Origin of the sequence: Dyadobacter sp. BHUBP1, from assembly GCF_050587785.1 — a bacterium.
Classification (GTDB): domain Bacteria; phylum Bacteroidota; class Bacteroidia; order Cytophagales; family Spirosomataceae; genus Dyadobacter.
The window spans coordinates 553,666-570,233 of sequence record NZ_JBOBIH010000003.1; the positions used below are offsets into that span (position 1 = coordinate 553,666).

Below are 16,568 nucleotides of genomic sequence, written 5' to 3' on the forward strand. Positions count from 1 at the left end.
GCGGCCGGTGATTCAGTTGAGGCGATACGGCGCAACGAGCGAGAATGCGGGGATAACGACGCGGAACTGGCGTCCGTCGAGCACACGTTCCATCAGGTAGGTACCGGCCATTTTACCCATATCGGTGCGCAGGTTGCAGCCCGAAACATAGTCGTGTACATCGCCCGGTTCCAGCACCGGTTGCAGCCCCACAATGCCGGCTCCTTCCACTTCGCGCACCGTTCCATTGGCATCGTAGATCAGCCAATGCCGCCTTAACAGTTTGACAGTGTGCTCACTATGATTTTCAATCAGAATCTTGTAGGTAAACACAAAATGATCCTGACCCGGATTGGAGTAATCGGGTTGATATTCCGTCAAAACGGTGACTTTGACACCATCTGTAACTTTGGAAACCATATAGATCGAGGGTGTTGGAAAGTATTAAGAACGAAAATAGTGATCAAATGCTGATAAAACCAAATCAAAAAACACATATTTGGTTTTCAAAACAAATTCAACAGCATGGATGTAAAAATTGAGCAGTCGTGGAAAGAGCGGCTCGCGCCCGAATTTGAGAAGCCCTATTTCGCCGCGCTGACGGCTTTTGTTAGGGAAGAATACCAGACCAAACAGATATTTCCACCTGCCAAGCAGATATTCAACGCATTCAATTATTGCAGCTTCGACGAGTGCAAGGTCGTGATCCTCGGGCAGGATCCCTATCACGGGGTAGGTCAGGCGAATGGCCTCTGCTTCTCGGTGAACGACGGCGTACGGATGCCGCCTTCGCTGATCAATATCTTCAAGGAGATCCAGCAGGACATGGGTAAGCCGTTTCCGCAAACCGGCAACCTCGAGCGTTGGGCGAAGCAAGGTGTGCTGCTTTTGAATGCAACATTAACCGTACAGGCGGCTGCCGCGGGTTCCCACCAGGGAAAGGGCTGGGAGCGTTTCACCGATGCCGTTATTAAATGCATTTCAGACGAAAAAAGCAATGTCGTTTTCATGCTCTGGGGCAGGTATGCGCAGGAGAAGGGAGCGGTGATCGACGCTTCGAAGCATTATGTATTGAAAGCCAAGCATCCGTCACCGATGTCGGCCAATGGCGGGGGCTGGTTTGGCACGAAGCATTTCAGTAAGGCCAACCAATACCTGGAAAGCAAGGGGCTTGACCCGATCAACTGGTAATCGTGCCAATAAAAAGAGAGCCGGGATGCCCGGCTCTCTTTAAGATTTTCACTCCTATTACTATTATTAATTACTTCTCGATGTTGGAATTCATCTCCAACACTTTGTCCCAGTGACTTTCGTTGGCCTTCACAAATGCCAGTCTGTCGGCATTCAGCGTGTATTCCTGGGCAGCTTCGTTGGTGCGGAAAGTCAGGTAGTGAATCACATCAAATTGCTCACCGTTGTTATCCGATTTCTGCACATGTCCGGCCGAGTAGGCTACGACATCTTTTACTGCTTTTTTCATTGTCGCAAAATCGCGCAGGTGTTTTTCAACTTCCTGAGAGGTGGTACCCGGTTTAAACTTGATACAAACCACTCGCTGGATTTCGGCCGGTTTGTGCGGTACGTAAGCACCGTAAATAACCAGCATGAATACGCAAAGCGCGAAAATAGGGACTAAATATCCTAATGTTTTATTTCTAGTTTTCATTATAGCAAATTCAATAAATGCAATTATCTATTTCTCTTGCTACAAAGGTAAAACTTAAATCGATTATTGTATTATTTGGATATTAAATATAAATAATTTTGAAAATTTAATAATTAAGAAAAGAAACATCCCCCCAAAATCTACTTTCCGAAATATTCTTCTGAGTATAATTTTTGTAAAATTTTCTAACAATGCTGTCTCTCAGCTAGCTAACAGGGCCGCTTGGTAGCAAAAAGTCCCCGTTTGAGAAAAACCAGTTTTGAAAAAGCCGGTTTCTGTTACTTTTTTTGCAAATGACGTCTCAATAGGTGTAAAAACTAGTAAAAACACCTTCCGAATATTGTATGGCGCCATTTGTTCTTTCACAGCAAAAAAAATTTGAAAAAAATCGGTTTTTTTTCAAAAATGTCCTGAAATACAGCCTTCTTGTCGCCTTCACGGCGCTTTTTTGCGATCTAAAAAGCAATTGGGGTTTCTGGGCGCACAAGCGGATCAACCGGCTGGCGGTTTTCAGGCTTCCGGTCGAAATGCAGTGTTTCTTTAAAAAGTACATTGATTACCTCTCGGAGAATGCCGTCAATCCCGACAGGCGGCGCTATGCCGTGGTGGGGGAAGCCGAGCGGCATTTTATTGACCTCGATGTGTACGGTGACAGCGCGTTGGCCGTATTACCGAAATATTGGCAGGCTGCGGTGCAGAAAATAGGAGAGGACAGTCTTCGCAAACATGGGATCGTGCCCTGGCATGTTCAGCTGGCAGCTTTGCAATTGACGGCCGCATTCAGAGAAAGAAATGCCAGCCGCATTCTCCGCATTTCGGCCGACCTGGGGCACTACATTGCCGACGCTCACGTGCCGCTGCACACTACGCGCAATTACAATGGCCAGCTTACGGGCCAGGACGGCATTCACGGTTTTTGGGAATCGCGGCTGCCGGAGCTTTTTGCGGAAGATTATGATATGTGGCTCGGCCCGGCGGTTTACCGGAAGGATATTGCGCAAGATATCTGGAAGGCTGTCGCGGACTCGCATGCGGCTATGGATTCCGTACTGTTGTTCGAAAAACAGCTGACGGAAGGCTTCAAAGCCGATAAAAAGTACAGTTTCGAGCTGCGAAACAATGTGCTTACCCGAATGCAGTCGCGCGAATTTTCTGAAAAGTACCATCGGATGCTTGCCGGGCAAGTGGAGAAAAGAATGCGTGCTTCGGTGCAAATGGTGGGTGATATCTGGTATACTTGCTGGATCAATGCCGGGCAGCCGGACCTGGGACACCTGGCGAACGCCAAGCCTGATAACACGGATCCAAATGCGGAAAGGGTCGAACCAGAAACCTGGTTACAGCGGCTTTTGAATGTGCGACCCGAGTCCGATTAATGGCCCATTCGTCCTGACCCGTGAGTTCGTCACTATTAACCAGCATGATCGGTGATCAATACCCGGGCTGTAACCAGCAACTGGCCTACGTGCCGCTGTGTGTGCTCAGCGGCATGGAAAAGCAGCCCCAAATGTGTGGAGGGGACCATTGCGCGGCCGACATAGCGTATCTCGGTCAGTGTATCCGGATTGGTTTCCCGGAGCTGTTTCAACGCGCTTTCAAGCTGGATGCTGAACTGATCCAACAAGTGATTGTAGGTGCAATCCTCAAACGGCTTCTGCCCCTCACTTTTCAGAAACGCCATTTGGCTTTCGCTCAGCGATTCCTCGCGCGCATATGTGAACAGGCGGTCGAGCACGCCCGCAAGGTGCTGCAAATGGAAGCCTACAGAGGCCACATTGGCGGGTTTTTCCCAGAGTAGTTTGGAAGGGAAAATATGGGCAAATATGCCCAGCTCCTCGCGCGCCTGCAACAATGCATGTGCAACCGGTTGGAGCAAATCGGGTATTTCGGGAAGCGGCCCGCGAAGCCATACTTCGAGTTGATCGTTGTTTTGCATGGTTGAAAATAAACGAAAAAGGGACCTTTTTACAAGTCCCTTTCCGCACTAATCAATTGTTGTCAGAATTTATTTTGCAATGTCGATCTGCACCGGCTTGCCTTTGATGGTGTTGCCATCCATCGCACGCAATACCGCACGTGCATCGCGCTCAGGCACGTCTACGAACGTAAATTTATCATAAATATCAATCGCACCGATGGTTTTGCCCGGGATGTTAGCTTCGCCGGCAATAGCGCCCACGATGTCTTTCGGCATGATGTGGTCTTTGCGGCCAAGGCTCAGGAACAAGCGGGTCATACCTGGCTCAGGAGTCGACTGGCGACGTTCGCCGCGTTCGCCTCTTTCGCCACGCTCGCCGCGTGCGAAACGGTCACCTCCACGGTCGCCAAAACGGCCACCTTCGCGACGGTCACCAAAGCGGCCGCCTTCGCGACGGTCGCCGCGTCCAAAACGGTCGTTGCCGCCTTCACGACGGTCGCTGCGACGCTCTTCCCATGCGAGGTTGCTGTCGGAGTATTCGTTTTTCTGCACGCCCATGATCTGCTTCGCCATAGCGCCGACGATTTGCTCGGTAGTGAAACCGCTATGGTGCAGCATTTCGAGTACGTCGTTGTAAAGATCCTGATCGTCGCTTTCTTTGATAGAGTTTGAAATATTCTCTACAAAGCGAGCTTTACGAACGCCCACGATATCTTCGAACGAAGGAATTACCCCTTTTTCGATTTTTACTTTGGTATAACCTTCAATGGATTTCAGACGGTATTTTTCATCGCGGGCGACCAGTGAGAATGCCTTACCCGACATACCCGCGCGGCCTGTACGGCCAATACGGTGTACGTAATATTCTTCATCCATCGGAATGTCGTAGTTGATCACGCCATCCAGGCCGCTTACGTCGATACCGCGTGCCGCAACGTCTGTGGCGACAAGGATAGTAGTAACACCCGCCTTGAACTTGCTCATTACATTGCTGCGCTGCTGCTGGCGGAGGTCACCGTGGATACCTTCCGAAGCATAACCGCGCAATTGCAGGTCTTCTACGATTTCGTCAACCTTGCGTTTGGTATTACAGAACACCAGCAGGGACTTGATGTGGTACATATCGATCAGACGGGTCATTACTTCGACTTTCGCCTGTGGTTTCACTTCGAAATAAACCTGCTCGATATTCTGGTTAGTCAGCTCATTGCGAACGACTTTGATCAAGGTAGGGTCGTTGAGGAAGCGTTTGGTGATCGACATGATCGGCTTCGACATGGTTGCCGAGAAAAGGATCGTCTGGCGCTCCTCCGGCATATCGGCCAGAATGCTCTCGATGTCCTCACGGAAGCCCATATCTAGCATTTCGTCAGCCTCATCGAGTACCATCATGCGAACTTCGTCGAATTTCAGGGTACGGCGTTCCATGTGGTCCATGACACGGCCCGGAGTTCCTACTACGATATGCACCCCTTTTTTCAGGGAGCGGATTTGACGGTCGATCGAGTCGCCACCGTAAATGGCCTCGATACGCACGCCACGCATAAATTTGGACAGACGGCCGAGTTCTTCCGATACCTGCACCGCCAGTTCGCGGGTAGGGCAAAGGATCAGGGCCTGAACTGCATTGACAGATGGATCTATTCTTTCCAGCACGGGAATACCGAATGCCGCAGTTTTACCGGTACCGGTCTGAGCCTGACCAATTACGTCAGAGCCCTGCAAAACTGCCGGAATTCCCTGTGCCTGTATCGGTGAGGGTTTTTCAAAACCCATTTCTTGCAAGGCTTTCAGGATGTTTTCGTTGAGTCCCAGCTCTTCGAAAGTTTGAAAAGTTTCAGTAGTCATTCTATTGCTTTTAGTATTAATTCTTGAATTGAACGGTTGGTCCGATCTGAGGGAAATGAGGGCAAACAACACAACGATTCTGCGGGGCAAGCCCAACATATGCATCAGTCCCGATAAAATCGGACCACATTACCGGCATTCCGGCTTACTCGTAAAAAAAATGAAAGGGATTGCACAAAGCCCACCACTAACCATCCGTGGGGCTCTGCGTGTGAACGGTAGGTCCAGCCGGGACAAATTTTGAGGCTGGCAGGTGATCTAAAATGTACTAGACCGTTTATGAGCAGAGAAGCGAACGGATGTTCCTTCAAATCGTGACGCAAAAGTAAGAACAATATTTCGAAATCGCAACGGTTTGAAGAAAGTAATTGTAATATTTTTAGAAAACAAAAACCCGGCGCATTAAAAATGGCCGGGTTTATCTAGTCAGGTTTGCTGATTCAGAATAATTCTTTGACGTCCGTATAAGGCAAATGCCATGCTTCGGCAACACCTTTAAATACTACTTTTCCGTGAACGACGTTCAATCCTTTGCGAAGCTCCTCGTTGGTTGAGCAAGCCTGTTTCCAGCCCTGGTTGGCCAATTGTATTGCATAAGGGAGGGTCGCGTTGGTGAGTGCCAATGTAGAGGTGTAAGGTACTGCGCCCGGCATGTTGGCAACGCAATAGTGTACGACTCCGTCCACTTCATAGATCGGATCCTCGTGTGTGGTGGCTTTGGATGTTTCGAAGCAGCCGCCCTGGTCGATCGCCACGTCCACCATTACGGTACCAGGCTTCATCAGTTTGAGCATATCGCGGGTAATGAGCGATGGCGCCTTGGCTCCTGGGATCAGCACGCCACCGATGATCAGGTTCGCGCCCTGGATGAGCTCGCGGATGTTGTATTCATTGGACATAACCGTGTCCACATTCGCAGGCATAATGTCTTCCAGGTAGCGCAGCCTTGCGAGGCTGATATCCATGATCGTGACATTTGCGCCCAATCCTGCCGCCATCTTTGCCGATTGCGTTCCTACGATTCCGCCGCCTAGTACGAGTACATTCGCCGGTTTCACGCCCGCCACGCCGCCGAGGAGAATACCGAATCCGCCCATCGGTTTTTCGAGGTATTTGGCGCCTTCCTGGATCGCCATACGACCGGCTACTTCGCTCATCGGAACGAGTAGCGGAAGGCTTCTGTCTGTTTTTTCGACAGTTTCGTAAGCAAGGCAAACAGCTTTACGCTCGATCATCTCGTGGGTGAGGGGCTCGGAGGAAGCGAAGTGGAAGTAGGTGAAGAGGAGCTGGTTTTCTTTAATGAGTGGGTATTCACTGGCAATGGGCTCTTTTACCTTTATAATCATCTCGGCGATGCCGTAAACTTCTTCGATGGTTGGGAGAATGCTGGCGCCTGCATGTGTGTATTGTTCGTCGGTGAAACCGCTGCCTTTGCCCGCTTCTGCCTGCACGTACACTGTGTGTCCGTGCTTACGTAGCTCTGTGACTCCTGCGGGCGTTAAAGCTACCCGGTTCTCGTTGTTTTTGATTTCTTTGGGGACACCAATGATCATCGGTATGTGCAGTGTTTATAGTTTAGATTAATGAGTTCAAAATTAATTTCCGGCAGAAAAACATACTATAACGGCTCGAAAAGACAGAAAAGAAAACTATTTTTGACCTCAACTGTATGAAAAATTTCTGCCAGTAACGCTCACAGCCTGCCCGCAGCCACAAAAAATACTTTATGCAACCAGACCCGACCGACCGCAAGATTCTGGATTTACTACAAAATAATGCCCAGATGACGATCAAAGAGATCGCCAGCAAGATCAATTTGTCGGTAACGCCGGTGCACGAGCGCATACGAAAGCTTGAAAAAGAGGGGTTTATCGATAAATATGTGTGCCTGCTCAACCGTCGGAAACTGGGGAAAAGTCTGGTGGTATATTGTAATGTGACGCTGGATAAACAGCGGAAGGAGAGCTTCGAAGATTTCAACCAGGCCATTGTAAAAATGCCGGAAGTGCTCGAATGCTCGGTCGTTTCCGGGAACTTCGATTACATGCTGAAAGTGGTCGTCGAGGACGGCGAGGCTTACAATCAGTTTTATCAGCATAAACTTTCTGCCCTGTCCAGCGTGTTACACATCAGCAGTTATTTCGTAATTTCCGAGATCAAGTACACCACCGGAATCGCTGTATTGTAATTATCAACGCTATTTAAACTGATCATCAGGCCGGTAGGCGCACGCTGATCGCTGAATGCACAGCATATGAACAAGAATTTGAAGGATGGCCTGAACCTGATGTCGAAAGTGACGCCGAAGCGCGCCTGGAATGCGATGCAGATATTGGGGAGCTATTTTTATTCCAAGATGACGGGAAATCCCGTGCATTGGGGAATGCCGATCGCGATCTCTTTCGAACCTACTACCTCCTGCAACCTGCGCTGCCCGGAATGCCCCAGCGGCCTTCGCTCATTCACCCGGCCGACGGGTATGATGGAGGAAAAGCTGTACAAAAGAACCATCGACGAGCTTGCAGATACCTTATTATACCTGATATTCTACTTCCAGGGTGAGCCGTATCTGCATCCGAAATTCTTCGAACTGGTCCAGTACGCACATAATAAAGGCATTTACACGGCCACTTCCACCAATGCGCATTACCTCACCGACGAGAAAGCGCGTAAAACTGTGGAATCGGGGCTGGACCGCCTGATCATTTCCATTGACGGGACTACGCAGGACGTGTACCAGCAATACCGTGTCGGTGGAAACCTGGAAAAAGTACTGGAAGGAACGCGTAACATCATCAAATGGAAGAAAGAATTGAAATCTGCGACGCCGCATGTGATATTCCAGTTCCTGGTCGTAAAGCCCAACGAGCACCAGATCGAGGACGTGAAGACGCTGGCCGAGGAAATGGGTGTGGATGAAGTAGGTTTGAAAACGGCTCAGATTTACGACTACGAGGAAGGCTCCGATCTGATACCCACCATTGAAAAATACTCTCGCTACCAGGTGCAGGCCGACGGCAAGTATTCCATTAAAAACAAATTCGTAGACCACTGCTGGAAAATGTGGCACTCATGCGTGATCACCTGGGACGGCGCAGTAGTGCCCTGCTGCTTCGACAAAGATGCCGAATATAAATTGGGCGATATGAAAACGTCGACTTTCCGCCAGCTCTGGAAAGGGAAGAAGTACCGTGATTTCCGGGCCTCGTTGATCCGATCTCGTTCAGAGATAGAGATGTGCAAGAACTGTACGGAAGGTACGCAGGTGTGGGCGTGAAACATTCACCCTTTTTACAGTCCTAATTATTTTTAATTAAATAATAATATCATTTAAATGTCTCATTATTAACTAGTTTGGTGTTTTCTTGAAAACTCCGTGGAACATTTTTTGGTAGATTGGCCCGAATAATAGAAATTTGACATTGGTAACTCAAATGAATACATGGGCAAAGTAATTGCAATTGCAAACCAAAAGGGAGGCGTAGGGAAAACCACCACAGCTATTAACCTTGCGGCCAGTTTGGCTGCGCTAGAATTCCGCACACTCATTATCGATGCTGACCCGCAGGCGAACTCTACGTCCGGGCTCGGTTTCAATCCGCAGGAGATGGAAAACAGCATTTATGAATGCATGGTAGAGCAGGCGAAGACTTCGGAAATTATCCTGCAAACCGATTTTCCTAACCTGAACCTGCTGCCGTCGCATATCGACCTGGTAGGGGCGGAGATCGAGATGATCAATCTTAAAAACCGGGAGCACCGCATGAAAGACGCCATCGCCGAAGTGCGCGATGATTATGACTTTATCATTATAGACTGCTCTCCTTCACTAGGCCTAATCACGATCAACAGCCTGACCGCAGCCGATTCGGTGATCATTCCTGTGCAATGCGAGTATTTTGCCTTGGAAGGATTGGGCAAGCTGTTGAACACCATCACGATCATTCAGTCGCGACTGAATACCAACCTGATCATCGAGGGCATCCTGCTCACGATGTACGACCTCCGCCTGCGTCTGTCCAACCAGGTGGTGACCGAGGTTACCAACCACTTCGAATCTCTTGTTTTCAACACCATCATACCTCGTAACGTACGTATCAGTGAGGCACCGAGCTTCGGGATTCCTGTCATGGCGCAGGATTCGGATAGCAAAGGGGCTGTTAGCTACCTGAACCTTGCAAGAGAGATTCTCAGTAAAAACGGTTTGCTCTCCGACAGGGTGAACTGATCACGATAGTACGAACAGGCAATGGAGAATAGCAGCAAGACGAAAAAAATGACCGGACTGGGAAGAGGACTAGGGGCTCTTCTGCAGGACTCCGAGAAGATCAATACGCCCAGAACCAACACACGCATTTCACCGGCCGAGATCATCGGTTCGATGAATGAGATCGATGTGAGCCAGATCGAGGCCAACCCTTACCAGCCCCGGACGAAATTTGACCAGGAGTCGCTGGAAGAACTCGCCGACTCTATCCGCGTCCAGGGGATTATCCAGCCGATTACCGTACGGCAGCTTTCGGAAGATTCCTATCAGTTGATTTCGGGTGAGCGCCGTTTACAGGCATCGCGTTCGCTGGGGCTTACCACCATTCCGGCTTATATCCGCACGGCCAACGACCAGCAAATGCTGGAAATGGCGCTGATCGAGAATATTCAGCGTGAGAATCTGAATGCGATTGAGATTGCATTAAGCTACCAGCGGCTGATTCTCGAATGTAGTCTGAAACAGGAGGAATTGGGCGCGCGCGTGGGCAAAAACCGGACGACGGTGAACAACTATATCCGCCTGCTCAAACTGCCCCCTGTTATCCAGGCCGCGTTGCGAGACGACAAGATCAGCATGGGCCACGCCCGGGCGCTGATTACGATCAACAGCGACCAGAGCCAGTTGAAAATTTTCAATCAGATTATCGAAGAAGGGTGGTCGGTAAGGAAGGTCGAAGACGAGGTGCGCAAGCTCGGAATGGTGAGCAATATCCCCATCGAGTCGAAAAAACAGCCGACAATTAATCAGGAAATAAAGTCGTTACAGTTCCAGCTTTCGTCCTTTTTCGGGGCAAAAGTGTCTGTCAAGAGCAATGAGCAGCATAAAGGTGAGATTAAAATCCCTTTTGGCTCTCAGGATGAACTGAAGAAGATTTTAGAAACACTGAAATTCAAATAAACGTTGAAAAACTGGGTATTGTTAGGGTTGATTTTGCTGGTTTCAAATCGGATTGCAGCACAGACGGAGGGTAAAAAGGATAGTCTGAAAACCGAAAAATTGCCGGCTGTCGCATTGGACAGCACTACTCTGGCCCAGGCAGATTCGTTAAAAAACGTTAAAAAGAAATGGATGCCGGTACCGAAAACGGCTACCAAGCTGGCATTGATACCGGGTGCCGGGCAGATTTACAACCGTGATTACTGGAAAGCGCCTATCGTGTACCTGGCATTCGGCGGAGGGCTTTATACCTATTACCTGAATACGATCAAATACCATGATTTTCTCGATGCGTATAAGTCGTTTTACGTGTTGGATAAGAACGATCCGGAGTACGGAAACCGGAAAAAAGAACTGGCGGGCGACGACGCCACTGTAAATGTAAGGGTCAGAAACCTGTTGAACACCAGCAGCGAGTACCGCGATGCGACCCATAGCCAGATTGTCCGGCAAAAGAATTACTGGCGGCGGAACCGCGGCTTTGCCATCATCGTAACCGGCCTGATTTACACGCTATCGATCATTGAAGCCAATGTGGCGGCGCATTTGAAGACTTTCGACCTTTCGGACGACCTGACTTTGAACGTGAGCCCGAAGCTGAACCAGCCGATGATGCGGGACCCTACGCCGGGCGTGCGGATGGTTTTCAATTTTAAATGATTTAAAAGAGTACTGATTTCAAATAACAGATTAATGAGAATACTATTACTGGGGTACGGAAAGATGGGAAAGACGATCGAACAAATTGCCGTTGAAAGAGGACATTCGATCGTGGGGAAAATTGATGTGCAAAATCGTGCGGATATGGACAAGCTGCAAACTGCCGATGTAGATGTGGCCATCGAGTTCAGTTCACCGGAATCCGCATTTGAAAATATCATTTATTGCCTCAAAAAAGGCTGGCCCATCGTATGCGGCACCACAGGCTGGCTCGACCGCCGTGCAGAAGTGGAGGCGCTTTGCAAGGCCCAGTCGGGATCGTTTTTCTACGCTTCCAATTACAGTATTGGTGTTAATCTGTTCTTTCGGCTCAACCGGATGCTGGCGCGCCTCATGAACGGGCACGAATACCAGAGCTCAATGACGGAAGTTCACCACATTCACAAACTCGACGCGCCAAGTGGCACAGCCATTACCCTTGCGGAAGGCATTATCGAGGAAATGGAGAACGTCGAAGGATGGAAGCTGGCTCCTGAAAATGAGGAAGGTTACCTGCAAATTCTGGCCGAACGCCGCGGCGAAGTGCCCGGTACCCACATCGTCCGCTACGAATCCGAAGTGGATACCATCGAAATATCCCACACAGCCCACAACCGCCAGGGGTTTGCGCTCGGCGCTGTGGTTGCCGCCGAATGGCTTCCGGGCAAATTCGGCGTGTTCGGGATGAATGACCTTCTCAAAATTTAAAGTATTCTAACTATCAATCATCGCATGGCTGTTAATAGAGAGTTGACTTCCAGTTCAGTTGAATCCAAAAAAAAGAAGTCACCGGCAAGGGAATGGTTTGACTCCATTTTATTCGCGGTAGTCGCCGCGACGCTGATCCGCTGGCTGTTTTTTGAAGCATTTACCATTCCGACGCCGTCGATGGAGAATAGCCTCCTGGTGGGTGACTTCCTTTTCGTGAGCAAGCTGCATTATGGTACCCGCACGCCGAAAACGCCTTTGCAAGTACCGCTCACGCACCAGACAATCTGGGGAACCAATATCCCTTCCTACACAAGCCTGATCCAATTGCCGCAATACCGTTTGCCGGGTTTTAGCGAGGTGAAAAGAGGCGACGTGGTGGTATTCAACTATCCACCCGAATTGCAGCACCCGGTTGATTTGAAAACCAACTATATCAAACGCTGCGTCGGTATTCCGGGCGATAAGGTAGAGGTGCGTGATTTGCAGGTATATGCCAACGGCCAAGCGATGGAAAACCCTCCCAGAATGGAGAATGAGTACTTTGTGGCTACTACCACCGCAGTGAATGAAGAAAAGGTGTTCCGCGACAACGGTATTTCGGAATTCAACTCTTTTACCGACGGCGAGAATGATACGATCAAAGGGAATGAGCAAATGGGCTACCTGGTTTTCACCACTACGGAGATTGCCGCGAAGCTCAAAAATTATGACTTTGTGAAAAGCATTACACTCGTGAAAACGGATAATGGCATTACTGAGCCGATGTTATACCCCAATTCGTCGCTTTTCAAATGGAACCGCGACAACTACGGACCGATTACCGTTCCGAAAGAAGGTATGACGGTGCAGCTGACACCTGAAAATGTGGCGATGTATGGCCCGGTTATTAAAAACTATGAGAACAATGAAGATGTGGTAGTAGATGAAAAATCGGTGAAAGTCGGTGGCAAGGTCATTACCAGCTACACCTTCAAGCAGGATTATTACTTTATGATGGGTGATAACCGCCATAACTCGGCCGATTCACGCTATTGGGGCTTCGTTCCGATGGATCACATCGTGGGTAAGGCAGTGTTTGTATGGATGTCTATCGACCCGAATCCGACCAGCTTCTTTAACAAAATCCGCTGGAGCCGTATTTTCAGAGTTATCAACTAGCGTTTTGAAATAGCCAACAGGGAATGGAAGGATCGGGTGAGATCTTTCCCTTTCTTTTTGATATTATATATAAATTAATATTATATAATCATTATAGACTTATGGAGATAAAAGGTATATTGCATAGCATATGCTTCGCTAAACGATACCTTTCATGTCCGTTGCAGAAATACTTTCAAAGCCCACAAGCACTCCGAAAAAGAAGTCGGCCTTCCGGGAATGGTTCGACTCGGTATTATTCGCCGTCATTGCTGCCACATTGATCCGCTGGCTGTTTTTCAGTGCATTTGTGATTCCCACGCCTTCCATGGAGAACAGTCTTCTCGTGGGTGATTACCTGTTTGTGAGCAGGCTGCATTACGGCACAACGACGCCCATTACCCCATTGCAGGTGCCGCTCACGCACCAGACAATATGGGGCACAGAGATTCCTTCCTACCTCGACTGGATCCGGCTCCCACAATACCGCTTGCCTGGCTTTACGGATATTAAGAATGGCGATGTGGTAGTATTCTACCTGCCGGCCGAGCATCCGGACATGTACCAGAAATATAGCCGGGTGCTGCCAGACCTGCACCCGCATCCGACTGACCTGCGTTCCAATTATATCAAGCGATGCGTGGGTATTCCGGGCGATAAACTGGAAGTACGCCTCGGGCAGGTGTATGTGAACGGACGCGCCCAGGCATCGCCCGTGCGGATGCAAAATGAATATTTTGTTTCAGTAAAAACGGCTGTGAATGAAGAGAATGTGTTTCGCAAAAATGGGATCGTAGATTACGCCCAGTTTACAGAAACCTTCGGAGACAGCATTCCCGGTAACGATGAGCCGGGTTATGTCGTGAAGACGACCGCCGCATTAGCGGAAAAGCTGAAAACCTATGACTTTGTGAAGCGGGTACAACCCGTGTGGATGGAGAAAGGCCTGAAAGAGCCCTATCTGTTTCCGGCAAGTGATGCAATCGACTGGAATAAGGATAATTACGGACCGGTTGCAGTGCCGAAGGCGGGAATGACGGTTCCGCTGACCGAGGTCAATATTGCGCTTTATGGCGATATCATCCGCAATTTCGACGGCAATGAAAATGTGGTGGTGGAAAAGGACAAAATCATGATCGGCGGTAAGCAGATAACCAGCTATACATTCAAGCAGGATTATTATTTCATGATGGGAGATAATCGCCACGATTCCGCCGACTCCCGGTACTGGGGGTTTGTGCCGAAAGATCACGTTGTTGGAAAGGCCGTTTTTGTCTGGATGTCCATCGATCCCAATCCAACCAGTTTCCTAAAAAAGATTCGCTGGGACCGTATTTTCAGGACAATTAAGTAAGGAGGAAGGGGAGGATGAAGGAAGGGGAGGAAAGGGAGAACGGAGGAAAGGGAGGAAGGGGAGGAAGAAGTAAGGGGAACTGAGAAAATCCTTAGTCTCTTCCCTCCTTCCTCCCCTTTCTCCCTTTTATTCCTCTTGCGAAAAGATCAAAGCCGAGTAAGGCGGGATTTGCAGCGATGCGAACTGCCCGCAGTCGTCCATTTCACCGTCCATGGTATCGACGTCGAAAACGCCCGTATTCGAGAAGTCGGCGTCATAATATTCGTTGTCGCTGTTGAACCTTAAGTGCCATTTGCCAGCTCTCGGGAATCCTACTTTGTAGTCGGAAAATGTCTCGGTCGAAAAGTTGAATGCGACCATAACGCTGTCCTTCGGGCCGCCTTCGTCCCAGCGGTGCATCACGATCACCTTTTTCTCGTTGTCTTGACGAACAATATGAGCATTCTGTCCCTGGAGACCTTTGGTTACGCCAAACCAGTTTCTGCGGATGTGGATCATGTCGCGGTGCAATGCCGCGAAGCCGCTGAATTTTTCGAGCCTCGACCAGTCGATCGGATCGCTGTCGGAAAACCATTTGTCTTCCAGCAATGGCTGTCCCTGGAATATCATCGGGATGCCCGGTGAGGTAAGCACCAACGCGACGCCCAATGCAGCCCGCTTTTTAGAGTACCAATTATTCACGTCGCCATCGGCGATTTCCTCGGCCACGCGCGCCTTGCCGTTCGCCACTTCGTCGTGCGACTCGGTATAGATAATGCGCTGAAAAGCGTCGTCATTATAACGGTTGGTAATAGCTGCTGCGACGCTGTCCATATTCCGGTCCTGGTCGTTGGCGGTGATAATGGCGTCGCGGATCGAATGCACAAATTCCGCATCCCATTGTGACCCGTACCCCAGGCCGCCGTTTTCGACCGAATTGGTGATGAAATCCAGCGAATGCATGTCTTCGGCGATGGTAATGCAATTGCCGCAGCTATCGCGGATGTCTTTGTTAATCCATTGCATGAGCGAAATGCCTTCGGCGATATCGTCGCCGGGATTACCATTGGCTTTTACATTTCGTATGTAGGGAACCATGTCCATGCGCAGACCGTCGACACGGTAATCGCGGAGCCACATCAGGGCATTGTCGTGAATGTATTGCCGCACCTCGCCACGGCCGTAATCGGGGCGGGTATTGCCCCAGGGCGTCTCGGAGCGCCAGTCGTTGTAAAAATAAATTCCTCCGCCATCGTTCTCCTGCCAGCCGTCGAACTGCCAGAGATCAAGATCCGACGGGCCGAAGTGGTTGTACACGACATCGAGGATTACCGCAATTCCTGCCTCGTGCGCGGCTTTTACAAAAGCTTTCAAGCCATCCGGGCCGCCATAGTCGGATTCAATCGCAAACGGATTGGCCGGGTTATAGCCCCATGACCTTGAACCGGGAAACTCCGAGCAGGGCATCAGCTCCACGGCATTGAAACCCATGTCTTTTAAGTAAGGAATCCGTTCGATAGCCGTATAAAACGTGCCGACCTGCCCTTTTTCTTTCACATGAAAAGTACCTACATGAAGCTCATAAATAACCAGTTCCTGCCAGCCGGGCATTTGAAAAGTAACATCGCCCCAATCGAAAGATTCGTGGTTGTAGACGATGCAATTGCCGGCTGAATTGGTCATTTTTAAAGCATAGGGATCGTTGCGGAGCAGCTCCCCGGCGGGCGTTTTAAGGACATATTTGTATTCATCCCCTTCTTTCGAATTTCCGACCAGCGCACCCCACATGCCGTTTTCTTCCGGTTGGAGCGGAGTAGCAGAGGCATCCCAGTCGTTGAAACTTCCCATGACCGAAACGCTTTCGGCATGCGGCGCCCATACGCGGTAATAAACTCCTTCAGGATGGCAGGTGGCGCCCATACCTTCATAATGCTGCTCGGTTTCGGCTACTTCGGTTTCGAGGTTTTCCATATATGGTTTTCAGATTATTGTTTATTTTTGAAAATGAACTGCTGACGTATACTCGCAAAATGCATGCCAGGCGCCGGTACCCACGAACTCAACCTACACA

At 49.6% G+C, this 16,568-nt stretch carries 16 protein-coding genes; 10 read left to right on the top strand and 6 right to left on the bottom strand.

Annotation, left to right across the window (positions count from 1 at the left end; genetic code table 11):
• Nucleotides 1–12: 12 nt before the first annotated feature.
• A complete protein-coding gene (apaG, locus tag ACQ4MZ_RS14515; protein ID WP_090386807.1) occupies nucleotides 13–399 on the bottom strand; it encodes a Co2+/Mg2+ efflux protein ApaG in 387 nt (128 codons plus the stop codon).
• Nucleotides 400–504: 105 nt separating this feature from the next.
• Here apaG and ung point away from each other — a divergent pair, with 105 nt between their 5' ends.
• Entirely contained in the window at nucleotides 505–1,170 is a 666-nt protein-coding gene (gene ung / locus ACQ4MZ_RS14520; protein ID WP_430845794.1) for a uracil-DNA glycosylase, read from the top strand.
• A 70-nt stretch (nucleotides 1,171–1,240) separates the two neighbouring features.
• On the opposite strand, the gene ACQ4MZ_RS14525 is transcribed toward ung, so the two are convergent.
• Nucleotides 1,241–1,645, bottom strand: coding sequence for a Dabb family protein (locus ACQ4MZ_RS14525; RefSeq protein WP_430845795.1), 405 nt, complete (start codon nucleotides 1,643–1,645; stop codon nucleotides 1,241–1,243).
• Nucleotides 1,646–1,989: 344 nt separating this feature from the next.
• On the opposite strand from ACQ4MZ_RS14525, the gene ACQ4MZ_RS14530 reads away from it, so the two are divergent.
• The gene (locus tag ACQ4MZ_RS14530) at nucleotides 1,990–3,021 is read left to right on the top strand and encodes a zinc dependent phospholipase C family protein (protein ID WP_430845796.1); all 1,032 of its coding nucleotides are present in this window, start codon (nucleotides 1,990–1,992) and stop codon (nucleotides 3,019–3,021) included.
• A 35-nt stretch (nucleotides 3,022–3,056) separates the two neighbouring features.
• On the opposite strand, the gene ACQ4MZ_RS14535 is transcribed toward ACQ4MZ_RS14530, so the two are convergent.
• The 3 genes from ACQ4MZ_RS14535 to ald form a co-directional block, all read right to left on the bottom strand.
• Nucleotides 3,057–3,581, bottom strand: coding sequence for a DinB family protein (locus tag ACQ4MZ_RS14535; protein WP_430845797.1), 525 nt, complete (start codon nucleotides 3,579–3,581; stop codon nucleotides 3,057–3,059).
• 69 nt (nucleotides 3,582–3,650) lie between these two features.
• Entirely contained in the window at nucleotides 3,651–5,411 is a 1,761-nt protein-coding gene (locus ACQ4MZ_RS14540) for a DEAD/DEAH box helicase (protein WP_430845798.1), read from the bottom strand.
• A gap of 440 nt (nucleotides 5,412–5,851) precedes the next feature.
• The gene (gene ald / locus ACQ4MZ_RS14545) at nucleotides 5,852–6,964 is read right to left on the bottom strand and encodes an alanine dehydrogenase (protein ID WP_430845799.1); all 1,113 of its coding nucleotides are present in this window, start codon (nucleotides 6,962–6,964) and stop codon (nucleotides 5,852–5,854) included.
• Between the two features lie 173 nt (nucleotides 6,965–7,137).
• Between ald and ACQ4MZ_RS14550 the strand changes: the two genes are divergently transcribed.
• From ACQ4MZ_RS14550 to lepB (ACQ4MZ_RS14585), 8 genes are all read left to right on the top strand, one after another.
• Nucleotides 7,138–7,599 (top strand): Lrp/AsnC family transcriptional regulator, encoded by a 462-nt coding sequence (locus tag ACQ4MZ_RS14550; RefSeq protein ID WP_430845800.1) that lies wholly within the window; start codon nucleotides 7,138–7,140, stop codon nucleotides 7,597–7,599.
• 66 nt (nucleotides 7,600–7,665) lie between these two features.
• Nucleotides 7,666–8,688 carry an SPASM domain-containing protein gene (locus ACQ4MZ_RS14555; RefSeq protein WP_430845801.1) on the top strand — a complete coding sequence of 341 codons (1,023 nt, stop codon included), beginning with the start codon at nucleotides 7,666–7,668 and terminating at the stop codon, nucleotides 8,686–8,688.
• A 165-nt stretch (nucleotides 8,689–8,853) separates the two neighbouring features.
• Complete coding sequence (locus tag ACQ4MZ_RS14560) at nucleotides 8,854–9,639, top strand: ParA family protein (protein WP_430845802.1); 786 nt, start codon at nucleotides 8,854–8,856, stop codon at nucleotides 9,637–9,639.
• Between the two features lie 21 nt (nucleotides 9,640–9,660).
• The gene (locus tag ACQ4MZ_RS14565; RefSeq protein WP_430845803.1) at nucleotides 9,661–10,578 is read left to right on the top strand and encodes a ParB/RepB/Spo0J family partition protein; all 918 of its coding nucleotides are present in this window, start codon (nucleotides 9,661–9,663) and stop codon (nucleotides 10,576–10,578) included.
• Between the two features lie 3 nt (nucleotides 10,579–10,581).
• Complete coding sequence (locus tag ACQ4MZ_RS14570; protein WP_430845804.1) at nucleotides 10,582–11,277, top strand: DUF5683 domain-containing protein; 696 nt, start codon at nucleotides 10,582–10,584, stop codon at nucleotides 11,275–11,277.
• 33 nt (nucleotides 11,278–11,310) lie between these two features.
• A complete protein-coding gene (dapB, locus tag ACQ4MZ_RS14575; RefSeq protein ID WP_430845805.1) occupies nucleotides 11,311–12,024 on the top strand; it encodes a 4-hydroxy-tetrahydrodipicolinate reductase in 714 nt (237 codons plus the stop codon).
• Nucleotides 12,025–12,048: 24 nt separating this feature from the next.
• The gene (gene lepB, locus ACQ4MZ_RS14580) at nucleotides 12,049–13,185 is read left to right on the top strand and encodes a signal peptidase I (RefSeq protein ID WP_430845806.1); all 1,137 of its coding nucleotides are present in this window, start codon (nucleotides 12,049–12,051) and stop codon (nucleotides 13,183–13,185) included.
• Between the two features lie 154 nt (nucleotides 13,186–13,339).
• Nucleotides 13,340–14,518, top strand: a complete 1,179-nt coding sequence (gene lepB, locus ACQ4MZ_RS14585) for a signal peptidase I (protein WP_430845807.1) — start codon at nucleotides 13,340–13,342, stop codon at nucleotides 14,516–14,518.
• Between the two features lie 126 nt (nucleotides 14,519–14,644).
• Here the strand turns inward: lepB (ACQ4MZ_RS14585) and ACQ4MZ_RS14590 are convergent, their stop codons facing one another.
• Nucleotides 14,645–16,468: an alpha-amylase family glycosyl hydrolase gene (locus ACQ4MZ_RS14590; RefSeq protein WP_430845808.1), complete on the bottom strand. Its 1,824-nt coding sequence runs from the start codon at nucleotides 16,466–16,468 to the stop codon at nucleotides 14,645–14,647.
• Nucleotides 16,469–16,568 lie beyond the last annotated feature (100 nt).